Raw genomic sequence first — 22220 nt, 5'->3', positions numbered from 1 at the left:
CCCCGCGCGGGGCATGCCGGGCTCAGCCGTCGCGCGCGACCACCCGGTTGCGGCCGGCCTGCTTGGCCTGCTGCAGGCGCCGGTCGGCCGAGCGCAGCAGCTGCGAGGTCGAGGCGCCGTCCTGCGGCCAGGAGGCCAGGCCGGCGCTGAAGGTGAGTTGCTGCGGATCGGCGCCGCGGCCGCCCAGGAACGGGCGCTCGGCCAGGCTGCGCCGCATCCGGTCCAGACGTTCCCACGCGCTGCCGATCGGAGACGCCAGCAGCAGCACGAACTCCTGGCCGCCGATCCGCGCCAGGTGCTCGTTCTCCTCCAGCATCCCTTCCAGCTCGGCGGCGACCTGGCGGATGGCGCGGTCGCCGCCCTGGTGGCCGGACTCGTCGTTGATCCTGCGGAAGCCGTCCAGATCCAGCAGCGCCAGCGTCAGCGAGCCGCCGCCGGCGCGCACCGAGTCGAAGATGCGCGGCATGCTCTGCAGCAGCCAGGCGCGGTTGGGCAGGCCGGTCAGCCCGTCGCGGCCGGACATCGCCACCAGCCGCTGCATGCGGTAGACGATGGTGGCCGTCACCACGGTGACGATCAGTAGCAGCACCACCCGTTGCACCTGTCCGCCCGGCGTGGCGGTGCCGTACTCCACCGAGACCAGCAGCGGGTCGGGGGTGAGGGCGAACACCGCCCAGCCGATCAGCGCGTACTGCACTATCGCAAGCCCGCCGATGTACAGGGTGAGGCGGCCGTCGTGGCGCAGCGCGGTGAGCACGATCGCGATCACGTAGAAGCACCACACCACCAGGCTGCCGATGCCCGCCACCGGGTCGTAGCCGGTCAGCGCCACCAGCACGCCGCTGGTGGCGGTCACGTCCCAGATGCTGGTGGCGTGCGGCAGCCATGGATGGCGGCGGGCGTTGCGGGCCAGGGCCAGCCAGACCTGGGCCACGATGTTGACCACCACCGCCGCCACCAGCCCGATCATCGCCTCGTGCACGGTACTGCCGCCCAGCAGGGCCAGCAGCGGCAGCAGCAGCGCAATGGCGCAGGCGGCGGCGCGTACGCGTGCCACCAGCAGCTCGCCCCCGGCGCCCATCTCCAGCGCCAGCTGGTCGGGCCGGGCCAGCAGTTCGCTGATGATCCTGGATGGGCGCTTGCTCGCGTCCAGCATGTCCGGTCTCCCAATCCCCGGCGCAGCATAGCGCCCCGGGCCCGGTGGCCCCTGGGACGCGCCTTGCCGTTGACAGTCAAATGATAATCATTAACATTAAATTTCCCGATTCGCCGAGGACGCCCCCAATGGCCGTCGCCAATCCGCACGTTGAGTTCCAGCTCGTCCGCCGCTCCCCGGGCCAAGTGTCCCCCGGGGGCGCATCGACGGCCCAGTGCGATTGCGAGGTGGACAGCGCCTGCCTGCTGCAGGGCCGGCGCGAAGTCCTGATCCGCCACGCCGGCGAGTGCTACCGCCTGCGCCATACCCGCAACGGCAAGCTGATCCTCACCAAGTAAACCGGGCGGGCGCCTTCCGCGCGCCCGCTGTTCCAAGGCACGCCCGCAACCCGGCCCCGCCGGACGCCAGCCGCCGCCCGCCTTCCCCCGAGCGAGCCTGCGATGCGTCCAACCCGCCTGTTGCTGCCACTGTGCGTGGCCTTTTCCGGTGCCGCCTTTGCCGATACCCGCCCCGAGGCGGATCCCGCCGCGGATGCGGTCGACTTCCATCGGGTCGTGGTCACCGCCACCCGCAACGAGCGCGCGATCCTCGACGTGCCCAACACCGTGGACGTGATCGAGCGCGAGCGCATGGACGTGCTGCTGGTGCGCGACCTGAAAGACCTGTTCCGCTACGAGCCGGGGGTGACGGTGACCGGCTCCTACGGGCGCTTCGGCATCGGCGACATCCGCATCCGCGGCCTGGGCGGCAACCGGGTGCGCATCCTCACCGACGGCATCCCGGTGTCGGATGCGTTCGAGATCGGCAGTTTTTCAAACGCCAACCGCAACTTCGTCGACCTGGACACGCTTAAGCGGGTCGAAGTGGTGCGTGGGCCGGGCAGTTCGCTGTACGGCTCTGATGCGCTGGGCGGGGTGGTGTCGTTTGTGACCAGGGACCCTTCGGACTATCTGGAGCCGGGCAGGGATGCCCACCTTGGCTTCAGGCTGGGCGTGGAGAGCGACTGGGACGGCCTGTTCGCAGGCGCCACCGCGGCACTTGGCGGCGAGCGCTGGTCGGGGCTGGTGGCGGTGGGCCACCGCCAGGGCCGGGAGACGGAGAACATGGGCGGCAACGACAGCGCCGGCTCCGCCCGCACCGCGCCCAACCCGCAGGATCGCGACGGCCGCAGCGTGCTGGCCAAGCTGGTGTTCGAGCCCAGCGCCCGCCAGCGCCTGCGGCTGACCGTGGAGGGCAACGAGGACAGCGCCGAAACCGACATGCTGAGCATGCTCGGCCTGCAGGGGCTGACCGGCGCGGTCAATACCGCGGTGCGCGCGGACGACCACCAGACCCGCGCGCGGGTGGCGCTGGCGCACGAGATCGGCGGGCTGGGCACGGGCTTTGCCGACGCGCTGGACTGGCAGGTGTACCGCCAGGACAGCGAGACCACCCAGGACACCCTGGAGGAGCGGATCACCGCCGGCGAGGCCCGGGAGCGGCGCGAGCGCAGCTTCAACTTCGACCAGCGCGCGTACGGGCTGCAGGCCAACTTCTACAAGGCTTTCGCCACCGGTGGCGCCCGCCACGACCTGACCTGGGGCATCGACGCCTCGCGCACCGAAACCCGGCAGAAGCGCGACGGGCTGGTGACCAACCTGGTGACCGGCGCCACCAGCAGCGCGATGCTGCCGGACGTGTTCCCGGTGCGCGACTTCCCGGTCAGCACGACGACGACGTACGCGCTCTACGCCCAGGACGAGATTGTCTTTGGCGACAGCGGATTCCGGCTGGTGCCGGGGGTGCGCGTGGATCGCTACGAGCTGCGGCCGGAGCTGGACGACATCTTTGCCGGGGACAACCCGGGGGCCGGGGTCAGCGACCTCACCCGGACCCAGGTCTCGCCCAAGCTCGGCGCGGTGTGGCAGTTCGACGGCGGCTGGTCGCTTTTCGGCGGCTACGCGGGCGGTTTCCGGGCGCCGCCCTACAGCGACGTCAATATCGGCTTTACCAACGTCATGTTCGGCTACACCGCGATCGCCAATCCGGACCTGCGGCCGGAGACCAGCGACGGGCTCGAAGCCGGCGCGCGCTACGCCGGGGAGGCGGTGTACGCGGGGCTGACCGGGTATTACAACCGCTACGAGGACTTCATCGAGTCGCTGCGCTTCGTCGGCTTCGACGGCCAGGGGCTGATGGTATTCCAGTCGCAAAATGTGTCCGAGGCGCGCATCCGCGGCGCAGAGCTGAAGGCGGGCGTGGACCTGGGCGCGCTGTCGCCGGCTTGGCACGGGTGGTCGCTGCGCGGCGCGGCGGCGTGGTCGCGCGGGGAGGACCGCACCGCCGGCGTGCCGCTGGACTCGGTGGACCCGCCCACCGCGACCCTCGGCGTGGCATATGACGCCGGCGGCTGGGGCGCCGAGCTGGCCGGCCGCTTCGTGGCAAGGAAGGACCGCGTGTCCGACCCCGAGCTGTACCGCACCCCCGGCCACGCCGTGTTCGACCTGTACGCGCACTGGGAATTCGCGCCTGGCCTGCGGGTGAACGCGGGCGTGCGCAATCTCGCCGACCGCAGGTACTGGGCGGCCGGAGACCTGCCGCTGGCCGTTGCCACCAGCGGCGTGCTGGACCGCTACACCTCCCCCGGCCGCAGCGTCGCGGTCAGCCTTTCGGTGGAGCTTTGATTCTTCCGCAACACATCCAGACGAGGACCCTGCCCATGAAACCGGAACTGCTTTTCAAGCTGGCACTGCTGCCGCTGCTGTCCTGCGGCGTCGCCGCGGCCTCCGAACCCCTGCCGCCCGACCCGCAGCGCGACCGCGAGTCGATCCTGGCCATGCAGGGCGAATACACGGTGGACTTCATGTTCGATGAAACCGTGCTCCTGGCCGAAGGCTACGAGCGCATGGAGCCGCAGCGCAGCGGCGGCGACGAGGTCGTCATCGTGGTCGAGGACTCGCCCGGCAAGGTCGTGCTGCAGCACATCCTGGTGCACCAGCCGACCGGGCATGTGACCAAGCACTGGCGCCAGGACTGGATCTACGAGGCGCCGCAGCGGTGGGAGTTCACCGACGAGCTGACCTGGCAGCTGCGCGACATCCCGGCCGAAGTCAGCAGGGGCGCCTGGACCCAGTGCGTGTACGAGGTCAACGACGCGCCGCGCTACTGCGGCACCGGGCGCTGGAACCACCGTTACGGGGTGGCCACCTGGACCTCGGACCGTACCTGGCGCCCGCTGCCGCGGCGCGAGTACACCAGGCGCGACGACTACAACGCGCTCAACGTGGAGAACCGCCACACCATTGTCGCCGGCGGCTGGACCCACGAGCAGGACAACACCAAGGTGGTGCGGCGGGCCGATGGCAGCACCGAGCGCACGATCGCGCGCGAGGTCGGCTTCAACGACTACATCCGTACCGACGAGCTCGAGTTCGCGCCGGCGTACGCCTACTGGGATGCGACCGCCGGCTACTGGGCCCGGGTGCGCGAGCGCTGGGACGCGCTGCTGTGGCAGGGGCCGGGCATGCGCCTGAAGACCGGCGTCGACGGCATGGAGCTGATCATGCCGCTGTTCGAGCAGGCCGGGCGCGTGGAGGAGGGCGAACAGGTCGGCGACGCCGAGATCGATGCGGCGTTTGATGAATGGGTGGAGCCGGTGGAAGCCGGCGCCCGGGCCGCGGCAGGGTAGCCTCCCTGCGCCCCCGGTGGCACGCCCCGGCCCTATACTTCCGCCGTCCGCCAACCGGCGGGTCCAAGGGGAGAGGATCGATGGGGGCGAGTGGATTCCTGGCGGCCGTGCTGCTGGTGGCCGGCGTGATCGTGCTGTTCAAGACCGTGCGCATGGTGCCGCAGGGCTACGAGTGGACGGTTGAGCGCTTCGGCAAGTACACCCACACCATGGATCCGGGGCTGCACTTCCTGATCCCGGTGGTGTACGGCGTGGGCAGCAAGATCAACATGATGGAGCAGGTGCTGGACGTACCCAGCCAGGACGTCATCACCAAGGACAACGCGGTGGTGCGGGTGGACGGGGTGGTGTTCTTCCAGGTGCTGGACGCGGCCAAGGCGGCGTATGAAGTGGCCAACCTCGAAGTGGCCACGATCGCCCTGGTGCAGACCAACATCCGCACCGTGATTGGCTCGATGGACCTGGACGAATCGCTGTCCAACCGCGAGAGCATCAACGCCAGGCTGCTGGACGTGGTCGACCACGCCACCAGCCCTTGGGGGGTGAAGGTCACCCGCATCGAGATCCGCGACATCGCGCCGCCGCGCGACCTGGTCGACTCGATGGCACGGCAGATGAAGGCCGAGCGCGACCGCAGGGCGGTGATCCTGGAGGCCGAAGGCCACCGCCAGTCCGAGATCCTGCGCGCCGAGGGCGAGAAGCAGGCCGCGATCCTGGAGGCGGAAGGCGAGAAGGAGGCCGCGTTCCGCGAGGCCGAGGCCCGCGAGCGGCTGGCCGAGGCCGAGGCCAACGCCACCCGCATGGTGTCCGAGGCGATCGCCCAGGGCGACGTGCAGGCGATCAATTATTTCGTTGCCCAGAAGTACGTGGAGGCGTTCGAAAAGCTGGCAACCGCGCCCAACCAGAAATTCGTGCTGATGCCAATGGAGGCCAGCGGCATCATCGGCTCGATCGCCGGCGTGGCCGAGCTTGCCCGCGAAGCGCTGGGCAAGCAGCAGAACGAGACCCAGGCCCGGGTCGCCGCGCGGCGGGGAGGCTGACCGTGCGCTGGGACGTGGTGGCCTGGGCGGCGGTGGCGCTGCTGCTGTTTGCGGCCGAGGCGCTGGCGCCCGGCGCCTTCATGCTGTGGATGGGCTTTGCCGCCGCGGCGGTGTTCCTGGCGGTGCTGGTGGTGCCGGGGATCCCGCTGCTGGTGCAGATCGCGGCCTTCGTGGTGCTCAGCTTCGTGTCGATCCAGGTCTACCGGAAGTGGTTCCGGCAGCGGGCGCGCGAGAGCGACCGGCCCACGCTCAACCGCCGGGCGTCCCAGCACGTGGGGCGGGTGGTGCCGCTGGAGCGCGCGATCGAGGCCGGCAGTGGCCGGGTGAAGATCGGCGACGCGTTCTGGACCGTGCAGGGCCCGGACCTGCCGGCGGGTACGCCCGTGCGCGTGGTCGGCACCGACGGCAGCAACCTGCAGGTGCGAGCGGAGCCCGCCGCCGGCCCCGCCGGTCCGCATCTGGGATAATGCCGGTCCCCGCCCCACTCGACAGGTAAGCCATGCTCCGCAGGACCGTGCTCAACGACACCCACCGCGCCCAGGGCGCGAAGATGGTCGACTTCGGCGGCTGGGACATGCCGCTCAACTACGGCTCGCAGATCGAGGAGCACCACCAGGTCCGGCGCGCGGCAGGGATGTTCGACGTCAGCCACATGACCGTGATCGACCTGTCCGGCCCGCAGGCGCGGGGATTCCTGCGCAGGCTGCTGGCCAATTCGATCGACAAGCTGAAAAAGCCGGGCAAGGCGCTGTACTCGTGCATGCTCAACGAGCAGGGCGGGGTGATCGACGACCTGATCGTCTACCTGCTCGGTGAAGACAACTACCGCATCGTGTCCAACGCCGCCACGCGCGACAAGGACATGGCGTGGATCGAGGCCCAGGCAAAGGGTTTCGACGTGCAGGTGAGGGAGCGCCCGGAGCTGGCGATCATCGCCGTGCAGGGCCCGCAGGCGCGCGACGCGGTGATCGGCCTGGTGGCCGACGGCGACCGCGAGCGGGTCACGGCGCTGGGCAAGTTCGCCGCGCTGGACGTGGCCTCGGCCGAAGGCGTGCCGCTGTTCATCGCCCGCACCGGCTACACCGGCGAGGACGGCTTCGAGGTCGTCCTGCCAGAAGACGGCGCGGTCGCGTTCTGGAACGCCCTGGCCGAAGCCGGGGTGAAGCCGGCCGGCCTGGCCGCCCGCGACACCCTGCGGCTGGAGGCGGGCATGAACCTCTACGGCCAGGACATGGACGAGGAAGTCACGCCGTACGTTGCCGCCCTGGGCTGGACGGTGTCGCTGGACGAAGGCCGCGATTTCATCGGCCGCCAGGTGCTTGAGCAGCAGAAGGCCGCGGGCGTGCCGCAGCAGCTGGTCGGCCTGGTCATGGACGAACGCGGCGTGCTGCGCCACGGCCAGCGCGTGCTGACCGATGCCGGCGAGGGCCAGGTCCTCTCGGGCACCTTCTCGCCCACCATCGGCAAGGCGATCGCGTTCGCGCGCGTCCCCGCCGGCGAGCCGGGCCAGGTCCGCGTGGACCTGCGCGGGCGCGAGGTCCCGCTGCGCCTGGTGCGCTATCCGTTCGTGCGCGAAGGCCAGGTCCAGCCCGGCATCGCGGAGTGATTCCAGGCCGGCCGGACTGCCATCCCGGCCGGCTCCTTGGCTACACTAGGCGCGTTCCTTCCCAACCCACGTGATCCGGAGCAAGTCATGAGCGAGATCCCAGGTGATCTGAAATTCCTCAAGTCCCACGAATGGGCGCGCGTCGAAGAGGGCGGCAAGGTAACGATCGGCATCTCCGATCACGCGCAGGAATCGCTTGGCGACCTGGTTTACGTGGACCTGCCCGCGGTGGGCGACACCGTCGAGGCCGGCAGCGGCGTGGCGGTGGTGGAGTCGGTCAAGGCCGCCTCGGACATCTACTCCCCGGTGTCGGGCACGATCGTGGCGATCAACGAGGATCTGTCCGACAAGCCGGAGACGATCAACGAGGACGCCTACGGCGATGGCTGGATCTTCGTGGTCCAGACCGACGACATCGAGCCGGTCAACGACATGCTCGATCCGGACGCCTACGCGGCGCTGATCGAAGAGTAGTCCGCGGCCATCGCGATCGCCTTCGGGCTCGCGTCATGTCCAACACGAATGCCGGCGCATGCGCCGGCATTCGCGTCTTCGGGTTCGCGCACTTTCGGCGCAGTCGGTCTTGTGCGGCGCGAAATGCGCACGCGTTGATGACTGCAAGGCAACCATGACCCGACGCTTGCCCGCGTGCCACGCGAAGCCGTTGCCCGCGTAGCCGGGTTGCGTGCCAACGGCAGCGCGCTTGCAGGCCTGCAAGCACCAAACAGCTTGAATACAGCTGTTTCCCATCGTGCATGACATTGCATGCCGACGCGTGCCGCGCGCTGCGCCTGATCAATGCGAGGTGCCTGGCGACGCGCGTTGCCTGCATGGGATGCATTGCGACGTGCATGCGCGCGTGACGAGGTGTTGACAGTGGAAAAAAGCGTGATTAGGTTTCGCCCAAGCAGGCGTTGACTGCATAGACGAGTGAAGCGCATCAAAGCGAACGGACACGGGACGCACAACTCTTCCGCCACGAACCTCGAATCGGTGGAAGCGGGCATCGTCTCCCCCGGGAAAACCACATACGAATTCCATGGCACCCGCGATGCAATCGTCGCGGGTGTTTTTTTGTCCTGCAGGCAGTCGCCGGCCACGCTGGCCGCGCGTGCGCTGCGGGCACTGCCAGATCCGTCCCGTCGCGCGTTGCGCGTCGGCGGTTGGTCGCGGGTCCGATCCCCGCGATGTCTTGCAAACTGGGCCGTAGTCAGCAACGCGTAGTCCAACGACGAGGAGAGCCATCACATGGCCACGAAGAAAGCTGCGAAGAAACGCACCGCCACGAAGAAGGCGGCCAAGAAGGTAGCCAAGCCGAAGAAGGCAGCCGTTCGCAAGGTCGCCAGGAAGGCGGCGGCGAAGAAGGCCGTCCGCAAGGTCGCCAAGAAGAAGGTCGCCAAGAAGGCGACGAAGAAGGCCACCAGGAAGGTCGCAAAGAAAGCAGTGAAGAAGGCGGCGAAGAAGGCCACCAGGAAGGTTGCGAAGAAGAAGGTCGCAAAGAAGAAGGTTGCCAAGAAGGCCACGAAGAAGGCAACGCGCAAGGTCGCAAAGAAAGCCGTGAAGAAGACCGCGAAGAAGGCGACGAAGAAGGCGGCGAAGAAGGCCACCAAGAAGGTCGCGAAGAAAAAAGTCGCCAAGAAGGCCGCGAAGAAGGTCGTGAAGAAGGCGACGGCAAAGAAGGCCGCCCCGAAGAAGGCTGCCAGGAAGACCGCGAAGAAGGCTGCGAAGAAGACGGCCAGGAAAAAGACGTCCCGCGCCAAGAAGGCGGCCCCGGCCGTGATTCCGGCGGCACCCGCGCCGTTGATGTAAGCCAGGCCCCGGTTCGCAATCCAGACTCCCTTCCCGCGTGCCCAGGCGGGGAGGGAGTTTTTTTATCCGCGTGGGTCAACCGCGCCAGCGGCCTGCTGCAGCTGCGGGCCGCGGCCGGCGGCAGGGCCGGCCGGCGCCGGGGTCACTCCGGCATTGCGCGCGAAATGGTGGCGGCAGGGCCGCCGGCGACGTGTCCGGTGCTGTCGCCACGGGCGGCGGTTTCGCCACCGTAGCGGGTCTCGGGCTCGTAGTCGTAGTCGACGGCCAGCCAGCGCTCGCCCGACAGGCCGATGGCGCGATCCAGGATGGTCGGCATCAGGCCGGAAGGCAGCGAGCTGCCGCTGTTCCACAGGATCACCACGCCCAGGTCGCGCTCGGGCAGCATCGCCATCGCGCCGCGATAGCCCTGCACCGCGCCGCCGTGGAAGACCATGCGATGGCCGGAGTAGTCATACACCCGCCAGCCCAGGCCGTAGCCGGCCGCGTTCAGGCGCTGGCTGCGCCAGGAGCCGCGACGCCCGCGCATCTCGCCCGGGGTGCCGACGATCGGCGAGTGCAGCGTGGACAGCAGCGGCGCGGGCAGCACGTCGGGCCGGTAGCCCATGTTGGCGATCAGCCACTGGGCCATGTCCGAGATGCTGGCGTTGACGCCGGCGGCCGGGGCCACGCGGTAGTAGGTGGGCTTGGGGGTGAGCGAAGTCCAGCCGCGGCCGGAGCGCACGTGCGGCCGGGCCCAGCGCGGGCTGTTCTGGATGCCGTCCAGGCCGTAGCTGGCATCGTGCATGCCCAGCGGCTTGAACAGCCGGCGCGACACGGCCTCGTTGAAGAACTGCCCCGAGGTGGCGAACACCACGTCACCGACCAGGCTGAAGGCCACGTTCTGGTAGCCGTAGCAGTCGCCCGGCTGGCAGGTCATCGGCGCCTGCGACAGCCGCTGCACCAGGCTGCTGTATTCGGCGCCGGCCTCGATGTCGCGGTCGTAGGTGTGCCGGCCCAGGCCGACCCGGTGGCTGAGCACGTCGGCCACGGTAATCATTTCCGCCGCGGTGGGGTCGGACATGCGCAGGCCGGGCATGTAGTCGACCACCCGGCTGTCCCAGCGCATCGCGCCTTCGGACACCAGCATGCCGGCGATGGTGCCGGCGAAGGACTTGGACAGCGAGGCCAGGCGGAACACGGTGTGGGCATCCACCGGCTCGGCGGCGCGCACGTCGGTGATGCCGTATCCGCGCGCGCTGAGCACCTGGCCGTTGTGGACGATGGCCATGGCCAGCCCGGGTACCTTCTGGCCTTCAACTAGGGCCTCGGCCATCGCTTCGAACTCGCGCACGTCGAAACCCTGTGCGAGCGGCATCACCTCTTCGGGCGGGGGTAGCCCGGCGGGGCGGCCATCGGACGGCGCGGGGAAGGCCGGCATGGTTTCCGGGAACGGGGCAACGGCCTGCGCCGGTGCCTGCGCCGGCGTCTGCGCGGCGGTGCCCAGCGCAAGCGGCATCAGCATGCCGACCAGTCCCAGCTGCCAGGCCCTGTTGCCGGCCCGCCACCGCCCACGCGTTTTCACTTTCATCGGGTCTTCCCCCTGCGTATGCTCTGCCTGCCGGCCCGATGATAACGCGTCGAAATCCAATTGCATGAACAAGGGGAGCTTTGATGGGTAGCATGCTGATTGTCCTGGTATTTCTTGGCCTGATCGTGGCCTTCGCCCTGTGGGGCGTGGGCATCTACAACGGCCTGGTCACCGCCCGCAACGCATTCAAGAACGCATTCGCCCAGATCGACGTGCAGCTGCAGCGCCGTTTCGACCTGATCCCCAACCTGGTCGAGACCGCCCGGGCCTACATGGGCCACGAGCGCGAGACGCTGGAAGCGGTGACCGCCGCGCGCACCGCGGCCCAGTCCGGCCTGGCCGCGGCCAAGGCCAACCCCGGCGACCCCGAGGCGATGGCCACCCTGGCCGCCACCCAGGGCCAGCTCAACGGCGTGCTCGGCCGGCTGATGATGGTGGCCGAGGCCTACCCGGATCTGAAGGCCAACCAGAACATGATGCAGCTCACCGAGGAGCTGACCAGCACCGAGAACCGGGTGGCGTTCGCACGGCAGGCCTACAACGACTCGGTGATGGCCTACAACAACAAGCGCGAGGTGTTCCCGTCCAGCGTGATCGCCGGCATGTTCAACTTCGCCGCCGCCGCGCTGCTCGACATTCCCGCCGATCGCGCCGAGGTGCGTGAGGCGCCGAAGGTGCAGTTCTGAATTTCTTCGAGCGCCAGGAGCAGGCGCGCCGCAATACCACGCGGCTGGTGGTGCTGTTCGCGCTGGCGGTGTTGGGCATCGTCGGCGCGGCCTGCCTGGCGGTGGCGGCGGTGGTCGGCCCCGATCCGGGCGCGCTGCTCGGCACCGCCGTCATCACCGGCGGCATCATCGGCGTCGCCTCGATGTACCGGATCTCGTCGCTGGGCGGCGGCGGGGCGGCGGTGGCGATGCAGATGGGCGGCGTGCCGGTGCCCGAGGACACCCTCGACCCACAGCTGCGGCGGCTGCGCAACGTGGTCGAGGAGATGTCGATCGCGTCCGGGGTGCCAGTGCCGGCGGTGTTCGTGCTTGAGCAGGAAGCCGGCATCAACGCCTTCGCCGCCGGCTACTCCCCGTCCGACGCGGCGGTGGCGGTCACCCGCGGCACCCTGGACAGGCTCAACCGCGACGAGCTGCAGGGCGTGATCGCCCACGAATACAGCCACATCCTCAACGGCGACATGCGCCTGAACATCCGCCTGATGGGCGTGCTGTTCGGGATCCTGGCGCTGGGCCTGATCGGGCGCAAGATCCTGTACTTCGGCGGGCGTTCGCGCGAGCGCGGTGCGGCCGTGATCCTGGTCGCGGCGCTGGCGGCGATCGTGATCGGCTACATCGGCATCTTCTTCGGCCGCATGATCAAGGCCGGCGTGAGCCGCTCGCGCGAAGTGCTGGCCGACGCGTCGGCGGTGCAGTTCACCCGCCAGACCCGGGGCATTGCGGGCGCGCTGAAGAAGATCGCCGGGGTGCAGGAGGGTTCGCGCTTCGAGCAGCGTGCCGACGCGGAGGAAGTCAGCCACATGCTGTTCGGCGACGGGGTGGGGCTGTCGGGCCTGTTCGCCACCCACCCGCCGATCCTGCAGCGCATCCAGGCGCTGGAGCCGGGCTTCCGTTCCGAGCAGCTGGAGCGGCTGCAGAAGCAGTGGTACGCCGCGCCGCCCAACGGCATGCAGGAGGATCTGGCCATGGGCCTGGCCGCCGATGGCGTGGCGGTGCTTCCGGATGCGCGCTCGGAGCTTTCGGTGACCCCGCCGATGGTTTCGGCACAGGTCGCCAATCCGCGCGACGACGACTACCGCCGCGCAGACACCATCGCCGCGACCCTGCCCGAAGAGCTGGTGGCGCTGGCCCGCCAGCGCGAGGCGGTCAAGCCGCTGCTGCTCGGCCTGCTGCTGGATGATCCCGATGCCTCGGTGCGCGGCCACCAGCACAGCGAGATCGTCGCCCGCCTGGGCGAGGAAGTGGCCGCAAAGGCGGAGGAGCTGCGCGCCGGGCCGCTGCTGGCCCTGCATCCGATGTACCGCCTGCCGCTGGCCCAGCTTGCGTTCCCGGTCCTGCGCCTGCGCCCGCGCCCGGAGCTGGAGGCCTTCCTGGACACGGTCCACGCCGTGGTCCACACCGACGACCACGTATCGCTGTTCGAATACTGCCTGGGCCAGCTGCTGGAAACCCAGGTGCGCGAGTCGCTCGACCCGCGCCGCCATGCGCGCTTCGGCCGCCGCAAGCCGGGCAACGTCAAGCAGGAGTTCGCCACCCTGCTGGCCGTGGTGGCGCAGGCCGGCCACGCCGACCCGGACGAGGCGCGCCGTGCCTACCTGGCCGGGATGCAGCGGGTGCTGCCGCGCGACCACGTGGCCTACGCGCCGCCGGCGCGGGGCGTACTGGCCCTGGACGACGTGTGGGATCCGCTGGACCGGCTGGATCCGCTGGCCAAGCAGGTGATGGTGGAGGCGATCACCGCCGCCGCCATGCACGACGGCCGGGTCACGGTGGCCGAGGCCGAGCTGCTGCGCACAATCTGCGCCGTGCTGCACTGCCCGCTGCCGCCCATGCTCGAACAGGGCTGAGGTGCTTTGAGCCCGGCCGCGCTTGCGGCATACTCGGCAGTCCGCGCGTTTGATGATGGATCATCAAGGAGCACGACATGGACGTACTCGCGACCGCGATGGCCGCGCTGGCCTCGCCGGGACAGCACGACCGCCTGCTGCGGCTGCACACCCCGCTGGGGCGCGACGCCCTCGTGGCCGAGACCCTGCACGCGCGCGAATCCCTGGACGGCGGCGGCTTCCGCCTCGAACTGACCGCGCTGTCCACCGACGCCCACCTGGCCCTGGACGACCTGTTGGGCCAGCCGGCGCTGCTGGAGCTGCTGACCGCCGACTCGCGCACCGACCTGCGCCCGTTCCACGGCCACGTCACCGCCTGCGAACTGCTCGGAAGCAACGGCGGCCTGTCGCGCTACCGGCTGGTGGTGGAGCCGTGGCTGGCGTTCCTGCGCCAGCGCGTGGACAGCTACGCCTTCCAGGACATGACGGTGGTGGAGATCGTCGAGGACATCTTCGCCGACTACGCGCAGGCGGGCGCGCTGGTGCCGGCCTGGCGCTGGGAGCTGGCCGATCGCGCGCTGTACCGCAGGCGCAGCCTGACCACCCAGTACGAAGAGAGCGACTCCGGCTTCCTGCACCGGCTGCTGGCCGAGGAGGGCATCTTCTACTGGTTCGAACACGCCGGCGCCGCGGATGACGAGGGGCTGGGCAGCCACACCCTGGTGCTGTGCGACCACGTGGACGCCTTCGCCGATGCCGGCGCGGTGCGCTATCACCGCAGCGACGCCACCGAGCGCGAGGACAGCATCCAGCAGTGGCAGCAGGTGCGCCGCTGGCAGACCGGGCGCATGGAGCGCGCGAGCTGGGATTACCGCAGCCTGGGCATGCGGCCGGCTTCGGCGGACGGCGAGGTGTTTGGCGACGTGGTGGCGGTGGATGAGGACACCGCGGGGCCTTATGGCTGGGTCGATGCCGCCCAGGGCGAGCTGCGCGCGCGCAGACAGATGGAGGCGCTGCAGGTGCGCGCGCACGCCGTGGACGGTGCGGGTACGTGGCGGCGGTTGGCGCCGGGGGTCGGCTTCGAACTGACGGGGCACCACGCCCACCGGGAAGCCGGTGAGCGCGGCTTCGCCTGCGTTTCGGTGATCCATGAGGCGCGCAACAACCTGGACGCGGAGATCTTCGACGCGCTGGAGCAGGCGCTGGGGCCGGTGGCGATGCCGGGGGCAGGGCTTCCCGCGCCGCTGGCGGGCCTGGATGCGGAGGATTCCGGGCAGATAGGGGAGGCGCCGGGAAGCGACCAGTTCTATCGCAACACCTTCAGCGTGATCCCGCAGGGCGTGGCCTACCGGCCGCGCACCGTGGACGGCCACGGCCTGCGGCTGCATCCGCGGCCGACCGTGCACGGCACCCTGGGCGCGATCGTGGTCAGCGACGGCGCGCCGCTGCAGACCGACCGCGACCACCGGATCAAGGTGCAGTTCCCGTGGCAGCGCGGCGCGGACGCCAGCAGCGGCACCGCCCACCCGGGCGGCGACGACAACGCCCCCGGCAACGACGGCGCCTGGACGTGGGTGCGCGTGGCCACCCCGTGGGCCGGTGACAACTGGGGCGGGGTGGCGATTCCGCGCCGGGGCCAGGAAGTGCTGGTCGCGTTCCTGGAGGGCGACATCGACCGGCCGGTGGTGGTGGGCACCGTCTACAACGGGCGCGGCCAGGACGATGCCCAGCACAACCAGGTGTCAGGCGGCGGTGCGGGTGCGACCGGCAACGCGGCGGCCTGGTTCGACGGCAACGACCACGGCGCGGTGTACACCGGCTTCAAGAGCCAGGCCCTGGCCAGCAGCCAGGACGGCGGTGGCGGCTACCAGCTGCTGCGGCTGGACGACACCCCGGGCGAGGGCCGCGCGCAGGCGGCCACCACCCAGCACCAGAGCACGCTGACGCTGGGCCACCTCAAGGGCGGGCAGGACAACGTGCGCGGCGTGGACCGCGGGTTCGGAGTGGAGCTGTCCACCCAGGCCAGCGGCGCCCTCCGCGCCGGGAGCGGCCTGTTGCTGACCACCGAGCCGGGCCGGCAGCAGCTGGAGGCATCGCAGACCCTCGGCCAGCTGGGCGAAGGCGAGCAGCTGCTGCAGGCGCTGGCCGACACGGCGAAGAGCCAGGAAGCCGTTCTACCCGGCGACCCGGACACGCTGCCCGCGCAGGAGGGCCTGCAGCAGCTGCAGCAAACCCTGCAGGCGACCCGCCAGGGCAGTGCCGGGGGCGGGGAGGGCGAGGGTGCCATCGGCGGTGGTGAAGGTGAAGTACCCGCCTGGAGCAGCCCGCAGCTGGTCGCCTCCAGCCCCGAGGGCCTGATGAGCCTGACCCCGGCCGACCAGGCCTGGGTCTCCGGCACCCAGACCACGCTGGTGGCCGGCGCCGACCTGGACTGGGCCAGCCAGGGTGAGAGCGTGATTGCCGCAGGCGGCGGCATTGCGCTGTTCACCCAGGGCAGTGACGGGCCGGCGGGCAAGCCGAACCAGGAAACCGGTATCGCCATGCACGCGGCGCAGGGGAAGGTGAGCGCGCGGGCGCACCGCAACGAGGCGAAGGTGGCGGCGAAGCAGAGCGTGATGATTGCCAGCACCCAGGCGGATGTGGAAGTCGCCGCGCCCAGCAAGCACGTGCTGCTGACGGCGCAGGGCGCCTACCTGAAGCTGGAGGGCGGGGATATCGAGCTGGGGGCGCCGGGGACGGTGGAGTTCAAGGCGGCGAAGCGGGAGTTGACGACGCCGAAGGCGGCCAGCGGGCAGGTGCCGTTGTTCGGAGAGGCCGAACCGAAGTTCTGCGACTACACCGCGCGCCAAGCCGAAGCAGACGGCGCTGCTACGGTGCCAATGGGCGGATGATGGCCCTGGAGCGACTCCACGACCTGGGTTACCGGGAACTGTTCGGCCACGACTTCGCGCTGATCAATCCGGTGCGGGTGCGCGAAGAACGGTGGCAGGACCTACCGGTCGTGCCCCTGCGGGCGCCGGCGTTTGACGCGCAGCCCCACCTCGTGCCCCGGCTGCTGCCGCTGGCGTCGCTCGATGACGAACAGCAGGTCGAGCTGCTCGAGCGCAACGACCGCCAGTGCGTGGAAACCGGCCAGCCAATGTTCTGCGCCCTGCTTGCGAGCCCTGCCGAAACCCGATCGCTGGCGGCCAGCCTCGGCAGCAGGATGCTGCTGGATGCGCCCACTGGGCAGGCGGTGTGGCTTCGCTTCCATGATCCGAGGGTGTTCAGTGCGCTGGCGTGGTGGCTGGATCAGGATCAGATTGGATGTCTGCTGGGGCAGGCACAGCGCTGGACCTGGTACGAGCCCAGGGACGCCAGCTGGCACCAGCTGGAACGTCCGCCCGTCTCGGGGCCCCGGCGGTTGAGGCTCAACAAGGAACAATGGGATCGGCTTGAACGCCAGCCTCTGGTCAACCGCACCCTGAAGGAGTCGGGCCGGACGCCGCCGTTGGGTCGACCGCTGAGAGACCTGGTTGAGCTTGTTGATGTCCAGCTCATCCGTGCTTCAGCCAGCGGCTTGGCTGAAGCAACCGACCTGACCCGCTTCGCTGCAATGACGGCGCGGCACGGTGAAACCTGGATCAACCACCCGGTTGCAACGCGTGCCCTGAGCGCCGCAGCCGAAGGGCGGCAGACGCTGGCAGCCGGGCTGGCAAGCCTGGGGCATGCCGAGTTGCAACAATGGGCGCGCGCGAGCGCTGTGCACAAGGAGGAGCACGCATGAACACTTCATCAGGGCAGGCAGGGACTGCGGACAAGCCACACCGTTGCCCCGCCTGTACGGTAATCGGGCTGCCGATCATGCCGTTGCGCTATGGCGTGGCGTGGGCGGGGGACGACGTGCCCGATGGGGAGCACGCTCCCCCCCTCGTGGCTCCATTTGAAGCTTCGGCATACCCCGAGCTGGGAACCGGAAGCGCGCTGTACACGCTTCGCCAGCTGCGGGGCGGATACCTGTACGTATACGAGGAAGCGACCGAAGAGTGGGCCGGGTATGAAGTGAATGATGCGGGCCGCCTTGATCGATTTGAAATCGGCGACGGCCCGCTGGCTAGCGAAAGCCCGGATGAAGCGGCCAGGTGCAGCCGGAACGCGCCGCTATCACTTGCAAACTGCATCCAGGTCCAGAACGCAGGGAACGCAACGAAAGTCCGGCTGGCGTACAGCCAGACCCGGTGGACGCCTGCGGTGAAAGCCCGATATGACGAGGATTCATACCGGCGAAAGCACATGCGGCTCGTCGACGTTTCTGCGTGGATCAACAGCGGAGGGGAAGCCGGACAACCCCATGTGCGTCCGCTTTCGGACGCGCTGGAGCAGCTTCCGGAATACTCGCTGGGCCGGCAGGATCGCCAGTACTACGACAACGAGGAGGCGCAGGCCAACAAGACCTGGGTCGGCGCGGGCGCCATGGCCGCAGTTCAGGCGGTGCGCTCTCCGGTCTCATTCGAGTTCTCGCCTTATTCCATTGGGAACGGGTCGCGTGCACACTTCAACGGCGTGCTGTGGGGCAGCCAGCCGGATGATCCAGTGCCGGATCCACCACCGTTGATGGTGGCGCTTGATGATCCCGTGGGCGTTGCGGCCGAGTTGGCCGCACTGATGAACTGGCGGCTGGAAAATTTTCTGCATGAACCCGACCGCATCCGGCCGATGGCGGTCTCGGCGGCAATTCAGCAGCTGCGCGATTCCGTGGAACATCAGGCGGAGCTGAAAGCCGCTGATGCGGTGAGTAGCGCCCGGGCCAACATCTCCGCCTATGCGGAAATGCGCGGTGGTCCCGGTGCCGGTGCCGTGGCAACCGAAGGGTTTGAGCTGACGCCTGCAGACCTGGCCAATATCCGGAAGGGGGCGTGGAAGAACGGCGGGTACCTCGAAAAATACGATGAGGGCCAGCGTGGATCGTGGCAGGAACGCCACGAAACCGAGCTCAGGGCGCTCGATGCAACGGTGATCAAGCCGCTGGCAGATGCGCATGTTGCCCTGTTGAAGGGCGAGAAATTGCAGGCACACCTGAACTGCAACCACGACCCTGAGGACCTCCAAAGTGGTGCCGGCTATCTGGGGGCGGTGCTTTCGTGCATCGCCAGCACAGCGGACAAGGAGCCGCAGGCAAGCCTGTACCAGGAGTGGTTCGAGAGCACCCCGCAAAGCCGGGACAACATGTTGCTGCGCGCCTTCTCCCTCAACCAGGATCGGATAGCCGGAGAAGTGGCTGCGGTCGCCGAGTCCACCGGCGACATGAAGCTGGCGAAGCTTCCCTGGGACAAGCTGTTTTCGCTGTACAACGAGGCATCCAGGCAGATTGGTGCGGATACGTTGGATGCCTTCATGGCGGTTCTGGTGCGGGAGACACTGGCGCCGGCCGCCAAGGCGATGTCAAAAGTTGTCGACGGCGCACCCAGGCTTTATGGGCTGGCGGCCTGGGGAATGGCGACCGAGCTGCCGCTTGAGTGGGTTCCAATAGAGGGCACGAGCGACCACATCGTGCGTTCCGTCATGCTGGCATTCCAGCGCGAGCTTGGATTCCGGCGAGGAAGCAGCGCGGTGCGCTCCGAACTGCGCCGGCTGCATATCTATGGAGTGGAGTCGAGGACGAAAATCACCACTGGGTTCATCGGCTTGAACGCGAATGGGACACTGACCACCCGGGCACAGCTGAGCGCAAGGCGCAGCAACTTCCTGGAGGCGAAGCTGCTCAATTGGCGCGCTACCATGGATACCAGTGTGAGGACCGGTGTAGGCGCAAGCCTCCTGTCATCAATGGCGCTGTTCCAGCTGTACCGGGATGCCACCACCGGAATGCGCCATCAGCGGGTGGAATCATGGGCTCGGTTTGCAACAACCGCAACCGCCTCCGTTGCCGGTGCGGTGGAGGCAGCCGGGACCGCGCTCGACAACATGAAAGACGTGAGTCCTCGATATGCGCGACATACGAGGCTGTTCGGGCTGATGAAGGTGGGTGGCAAGGCTGTGGGTGTGGTGGCGGGTGTGGCGTTGGCTTTTTTTGACTTTGCTAGAGGGTTTGCGGAGCTTAGAGAAAAAAACCATTCCGTTGGATTGGCCTACCTCGTTTCCGGCGTTGCGGGAGCTGTCTTGTCTTTCGCCATTGTTGCGGGTGCGATTTTCATAGGGGTTGTTGCATTCGTGGTTCTTGTTTTGGCGTCTGCGTTCATTCTCTGGCAGCAAGATTCCCCTGGGCATGACTGGCTTGAGCGCTGCCTATGGGGGCGCCTTGCGAGTCGCAAGTATCCGGATCTTGACCTTGAGATGAGTGAGTATGAAGTGGCATTGAGAGCGGTCTGATGTCTGGGTATACCGGGTTAATAAAGAAGTTCCCTGTCAATCGGTTGTTGACAGCGCAGGATCGCAAGTTCCATCTGGATCAGAACGAGCGGCTGGATGTAAGGCCCTATCCGGATATTGTGGCCATCAGGCTCAATTCCACATATTTGGAAGTGGTTGATAAGTACTTTCAGGGGAAGGGGTTTCTTTCTCTCATGGCTTTGGCGTTTTCTGCTCTTCTCCTCGGGTTTGGAATGGCAATTTTCTCACTTGCAGTAACTGAGGTCCTGCAGGGAGATTCTGATGTGACTCACATTGCTTACACGTCCGTCACGGGGGTGGTGATGGCTTTGTTCGGTCTGGGAGTAATTTGGTTCTGCCGTGTCGAGTGGCGTGGATACACGCACTACCCCATCCGCCTCAACCACAAAACGCAGATGGTCCACGTGTTCCGCAAGGACGGCAGCGTATTGAGCGTGCCGTGGGCCGATCTCTATTTCACCCTTGATTACGATTTCAGCTATTTCCGGTTCTGGCACATCCACGGGCATGTGCTGGCCGAGGACCGGGAGACGGTGCTGGAGACCTTCGCCCTGGGCATGAGTGGGGATGTCGATCCCGGCGGGCTGCAGTTGCTGCACAAGCACTGGGAGTTCTTCCGGCGCTATATGGACGAAGGTCCTGAGTCGGTCGCCAGCTACGTTCGCAACGCGATGCCTGTGGATGGCAAGCGTGAATCGTTCCGCTCCGGATACGAGGTGATCATGTCCGAGCTCCGTCATGATCACCCGATCGCAGATGTGATCAGGTTCGTCCTGTGGCCGTTCTTCTTCCTGCAGTCGCTGGTCCGCTGGGTGGTCATGCGCACCAGCAAAATGCCGCGCTGGCCGGATGAGATCGAGGCGGTGAACGAGGTTTCCGCCAATGATCCATATGACATCGATTCGCGCATCAATCCACCGGAGCTGCGCTGACGAGTCAGCCGTCCCAGCTTTCCAGCTTTTTGCCTACGAGCGCATTCTCCAGCGCCACGTAGGCCGGAACCCCATCCCGCCCATACGGCGGATACGCCTCGCCGCGAATCAGCGGCGCCAGATATCGCCGGGCCGCAGCGGTGATGCCGAATCCATCCTTGCGCAGGTATGCCGCCGGCAGCTTCTTTTCCCGGTTGGCGCGTAAGCTTCCCTGTCAAGCAGACATTTCAAAAGTAGAACCTTCGGCGGCTTGACGATACTCGACCGGCGTCAGGTCGCCGAGCGAGTCATGGGGACGCTCCTCGTTGTACTCGAGCATCCACCAGTAGGCGGCCTCGCGCACGTCATCAAGGCGGGTGAACAGGTGCTGGTCCAGGACCTCCTCGCGGAAGGTCCGGTTGAAGCGTTCGATGTAGGCGTTCTGGTTCGGCTTGCCCGGCTGGATGTACCGGATGGCCATGCCGTTGAGCTTGGCCCACTGCACCAAGGCCTCGCCCAGGAACTCCGGGCCGTTGTCGGTGCGCAGGACCTGGGGCAGGCCGTGGTCGCGCTTGAGCTGCTCGAAGATGCGGACAAGGCGCGTTGACGAGATCGAGGTGTCGACCTCGATGTGCAGCGCCTCGCGATTGAAGTCGTCGACGACGTTGAAGGTCCGGAACCTGCGGCCGCAGGCCAGCGCATCGGCCATGAAGTCCGCAGACCAGACAGCATCGGGCAGCAACGGAACGTACAGCGGCACGCGCTCGCGCTTGGGCAGCCGCTGCTTGGCCTTGCGGCGCAGGTTGAGCTTCATGGCCTTGTACACCCGGTAGATCCTCTTGTGGTTCCAGTCAGGCCGCTTCCGCCGCAGCACCTTGCAGCACTTCCAGAAGCCGCGGCTCGGGCGACTCTCGATCAACTCGGCCAAGGCCGCGATGATCTCGGCATCACGCACCGTCCAGTCCAGCGGCGGCCGATACCAAGTCGCTCGTGACAACCCCACGCACTCGCAGGACCGGCTCAGGGGCCGTGCGTGTACCTCGACCAGGTACCGCACTGCCTCGCGCTTCTGCTCCGGCCCTACAGTTTTTTTGCGATCAGGTCCTTCATTGCCGCGTTGTCGAGCGCCAGCTCGGCGTACATCCGCTTGAGCTTGGAGTTCTTGGCTTCCAAGTCCTTGACCCGCCGCAGATCGGAGGCCTCAAGGCCGCCGTACTTCGACTTCCACTTGTAGTAGGTCGGCACGCTGATGCCGGCCTGGCGGCAGATGTCCTTGACCGGCACGCCAGCGTCGGCCTGCTTGAGGATTGAGACGATCTGGGTCTCGGTGAAACGGGACTTCTTCATGGAACCTCCTGGCTGGGAAATGTGCCAGAAAGCTCTACTTCTGTGGTGTCTATCTACCGGGGAAGCTTACGGTCTACCGCATCTACCGGGAGCTGGAGTTGAACCTGCGCATCAAGCCGAAGAAGCGCCTGGTGCGCGAGAAGCCCGAGCCGCTTGCCGTGCCGGAAGCCATCAACCAGGTCTGGTCGATGGACTTC

General features: G+C 67.8%; 16 protein-coding genes and 3 pseudogenes. 15 read left to right on the top strand and 4 right to left on the bottom strand.

All coding sequences use genetic code 11. The annotated features are described in order from the left end of the window. Positions 1-22: 22 nt before the first annotated feature. Entirely contained in the window at positions 23-1156 is a 1134-nt protein-coding gene (locus ACOZ90_RS06765) for a GGDEF domain-containing protein (RefSeq protein WP_422892890.1), read from the bottom strand. 227 nt (positions 1157-1383) lie between these two features. On the opposite strand from ACOZ90_RS06765, the gene hemP reads away from it, so the two are divergent. The 8 genes and pseudogenes from hemP to ACOZ90_RS06725 form a co-directional block, all read left to right on the top strand. After that, entirely contained in the window at positions 1384-1494 is a 111-nt protein-coding gene (hemP, locus tag ACOZ90_RS06760; RefSeq protein WP_422892889.1) for a hemin uptake protein HemP, read from the top strand. Positions 1495-1596: 102 nt separating this feature from the next. Continuing rightward, positions 1597-3819: a TonB-dependent hemoglobin/transferrin/lactoferrin family receptor gene (locus ACOZ90_RS06755; protein ID WP_422892887.1), complete on the top strand. Its 2223-nt coding sequence runs from the start codon at positions 1597-1599 to the stop codon at positions 3817-3819. A 35-nt stretch (positions 3820-3854) separates the two neighbouring features. Further along, positions 3855-4823 carry a DUF6607 family protein gene (locus tag ACOZ90_RS06750; RefSeq protein ID WP_422892886.1) on the top strand — a complete coding sequence of 323 codons (969 nt, stop codon included), beginning with the start codon at positions 3855-3857 and terminating at the stop codon, positions 4821-4823. A gap of 80 nt (positions 4824-4903) precedes the next feature. Next, positions 4904-5863 carry an SPFH domain-containing protein gene (locus ACOZ90_RS06745; RefSeq protein ID WP_422892885.1) on the top strand — a complete coding sequence of 320 codons (960 nt, stop codon included), beginning with the start codon at positions 4904-4906 and terminating at the stop codon, positions 5861-5863. A gap of 2 nt (positions 5864-5865) precedes the next feature. Then, a complete protein-coding gene (locus ACOZ90_RS06740; RefSeq protein WP_422892884.1) occupies positions 5866-6330 on the top strand; it encodes an NfeD family protein in 465 nt (154 codons plus the stop codon). 32 nt (positions 6331-6362) lie between these two features. Then, positions 6363-7469, top strand: coding sequence for a glycine cleavage system aminomethyltransferase GcvT (gene gcvT, locus ACOZ90_RS06735; RefSeq protein ID WP_422892883.1), 1107 nt, complete (start codon positions 6363-6365; stop codon positions 7467-7469). 87 nt (positions 7470-7556) lie between these two features. Further along, positions 7557-7943: a glycine cleavage system protein GcvH gene (gene gcvH, locus ACOZ90_RS06730; protein WP_422892882.1), complete on the top strand. Its 387-nt coding sequence runs from the start codon at positions 7557-7559 to the stop codon at positions 7941-7943. Between the two features lie 969 nt (positions 7944-8912). Next, positions 8913-8987, top strand: a pseudogene (locus ACOZ90_RS06725) (histidine biosynthesis protein HisIE); the annotation flags it as partial. Between the two features lie 433 nt (positions 8988-9420). On the opposite strand, the gene ACOZ90_RS06720 reads toward ACOZ90_RS06725, so the two are convergent. Continuing rightward, positions 9421-10845 carry a serine hydrolase domain-containing protein gene (locus ACOZ90_RS06720; protein WP_422892881.1) on the bottom strand — a complete coding sequence of 475 codons (1425 nt, stop codon included), beginning with the start codon at positions 10843-10845 and terminating at the stop codon, positions 9421-9423. 83 nt (positions 10846-10928) lie between these two features. Here ACOZ90_RS06720 and ACOZ90_RS06715 point away from each other — a divergent pair, with 83 nt between their 5' ends. The 6 genes from ACOZ90_RS06715 (at position 10929) to ACOZ90_RS06690 (ending at position 20697) form a co-directional block, all read left to right on the top strand. After that, entirely contained in the window at positions 10929-11531 is a 603-nt protein-coding gene (locus ACOZ90_RS06715) for a LemA family protein (protein WP_422892880.1), read from the top strand. A 47-nt stretch (positions 11532-11578) separates the two neighbouring features. Continuing rightward, the gene (locus tag ACOZ90_RS06710) at positions 11579-13417 is read left to right on the top strand and encodes a M48 family metallopeptidase (protein WP_422892879.1); all 1839 of its coding nucleotides are present in this window, start codon (positions 11579-11581) and stop codon (positions 13415-13417) included. A gap of 77 nt (positions 13418-13494) precedes the next feature. Beyond that, positions 13495-16287 (top strand): type VI secretion system Vgr family protein, encoded by a 2793-nt coding sequence (locus ACOZ90_RS06705; protein ID WP_422892878.1) that lies wholly within the window; start codon positions 13495-13497, stop codon positions 16285-16287. Next, entirely contained in the window at positions 16284-17162 is an 879-nt protein-coding gene (locus ACOZ90_RS06700; protein ID WP_422892877.1) for a DUF4123 domain-containing protein, read from the top strand. The genes ACOZ90_RS06705 and ACOZ90_RS06700 overlap by 4 nt, the downstream gene beginning before the upstream one ends. Then, positions 17159-19744 carry a T6SS effector BTH_I2691 family protein gene (locus ACOZ90_RS06695; protein ID WP_422892876.1) on the top strand — a complete coding sequence of 862 codons (2586 nt, stop codon included), beginning with the start codon at positions 17159-17161 and terminating at the stop codon, positions 19742-19744. Before ACOZ90_RS06700 ends, ACOZ90_RS06695 begins: the two co-directional genes overlap by 4 nt. A gap of 47 nt (positions 19745-19791) precedes the next feature. After that, positions 19792-20697, top strand: coding sequence for a DUF6708 domain-containing protein (locus ACOZ90_RS06690; protein WP_422892875.1), 906 nt, complete (start codon positions 19792-19794; stop codon positions 20695-20697). Between the two features lie 4 nt (positions 20698-20701). On the opposite strand, the pseudogene ACOZ90_RS06685 reads toward ACOZ90_RS06690, so the two are convergent. After that, positions 20702-20896 (bottom strand): annotated as a pseudogene (locus ACOZ90_RS06685) (diphosphate--fructose-6-phosphate 1-phosphotransferase); the annotation flags it as partial. Between the two features lie 15 nt (positions 20897-20911). Then, positions 20912-22023 (bottom strand): IS3 family transposase gene (locus ACOZ90_RS06680; protein WP_422892874.1). Its coding sequence is split into 2 segments (ribosomal slippage): positions 20912-21771 and positions 21771-22023, totalling 1113 coding nucleotides; the frame shifts between segments, so codons are not numbered across the junction. Positions 22024-22094: 71 nt separating this feature from the next. Here ACOZ90_RS06680 and ACOZ90_RS06675 point away from each other — a divergent pair. Beyond that, positions 22095-22220: pseudogene (locus ACOZ90_RS06675) on the top strand (IS3 family transposase); the annotation flags it as partial.

This window comes from Luteimonas dalianensis (genome assembly GCF_049339425.1).
GTDB classification, from domain to species: domain Bacteria; phylum Pseudomonadota; class Gammaproteobacteria; order Xanthomonadales; family Xanthomonadaceae; genus Luteimonas; species Luteimonas dalianensis.
The sequence above is the reverse complement of the archived record's forward strand: the minus strand, read 5'-3'. Positions and strand labels throughout refer to the sequence as shown.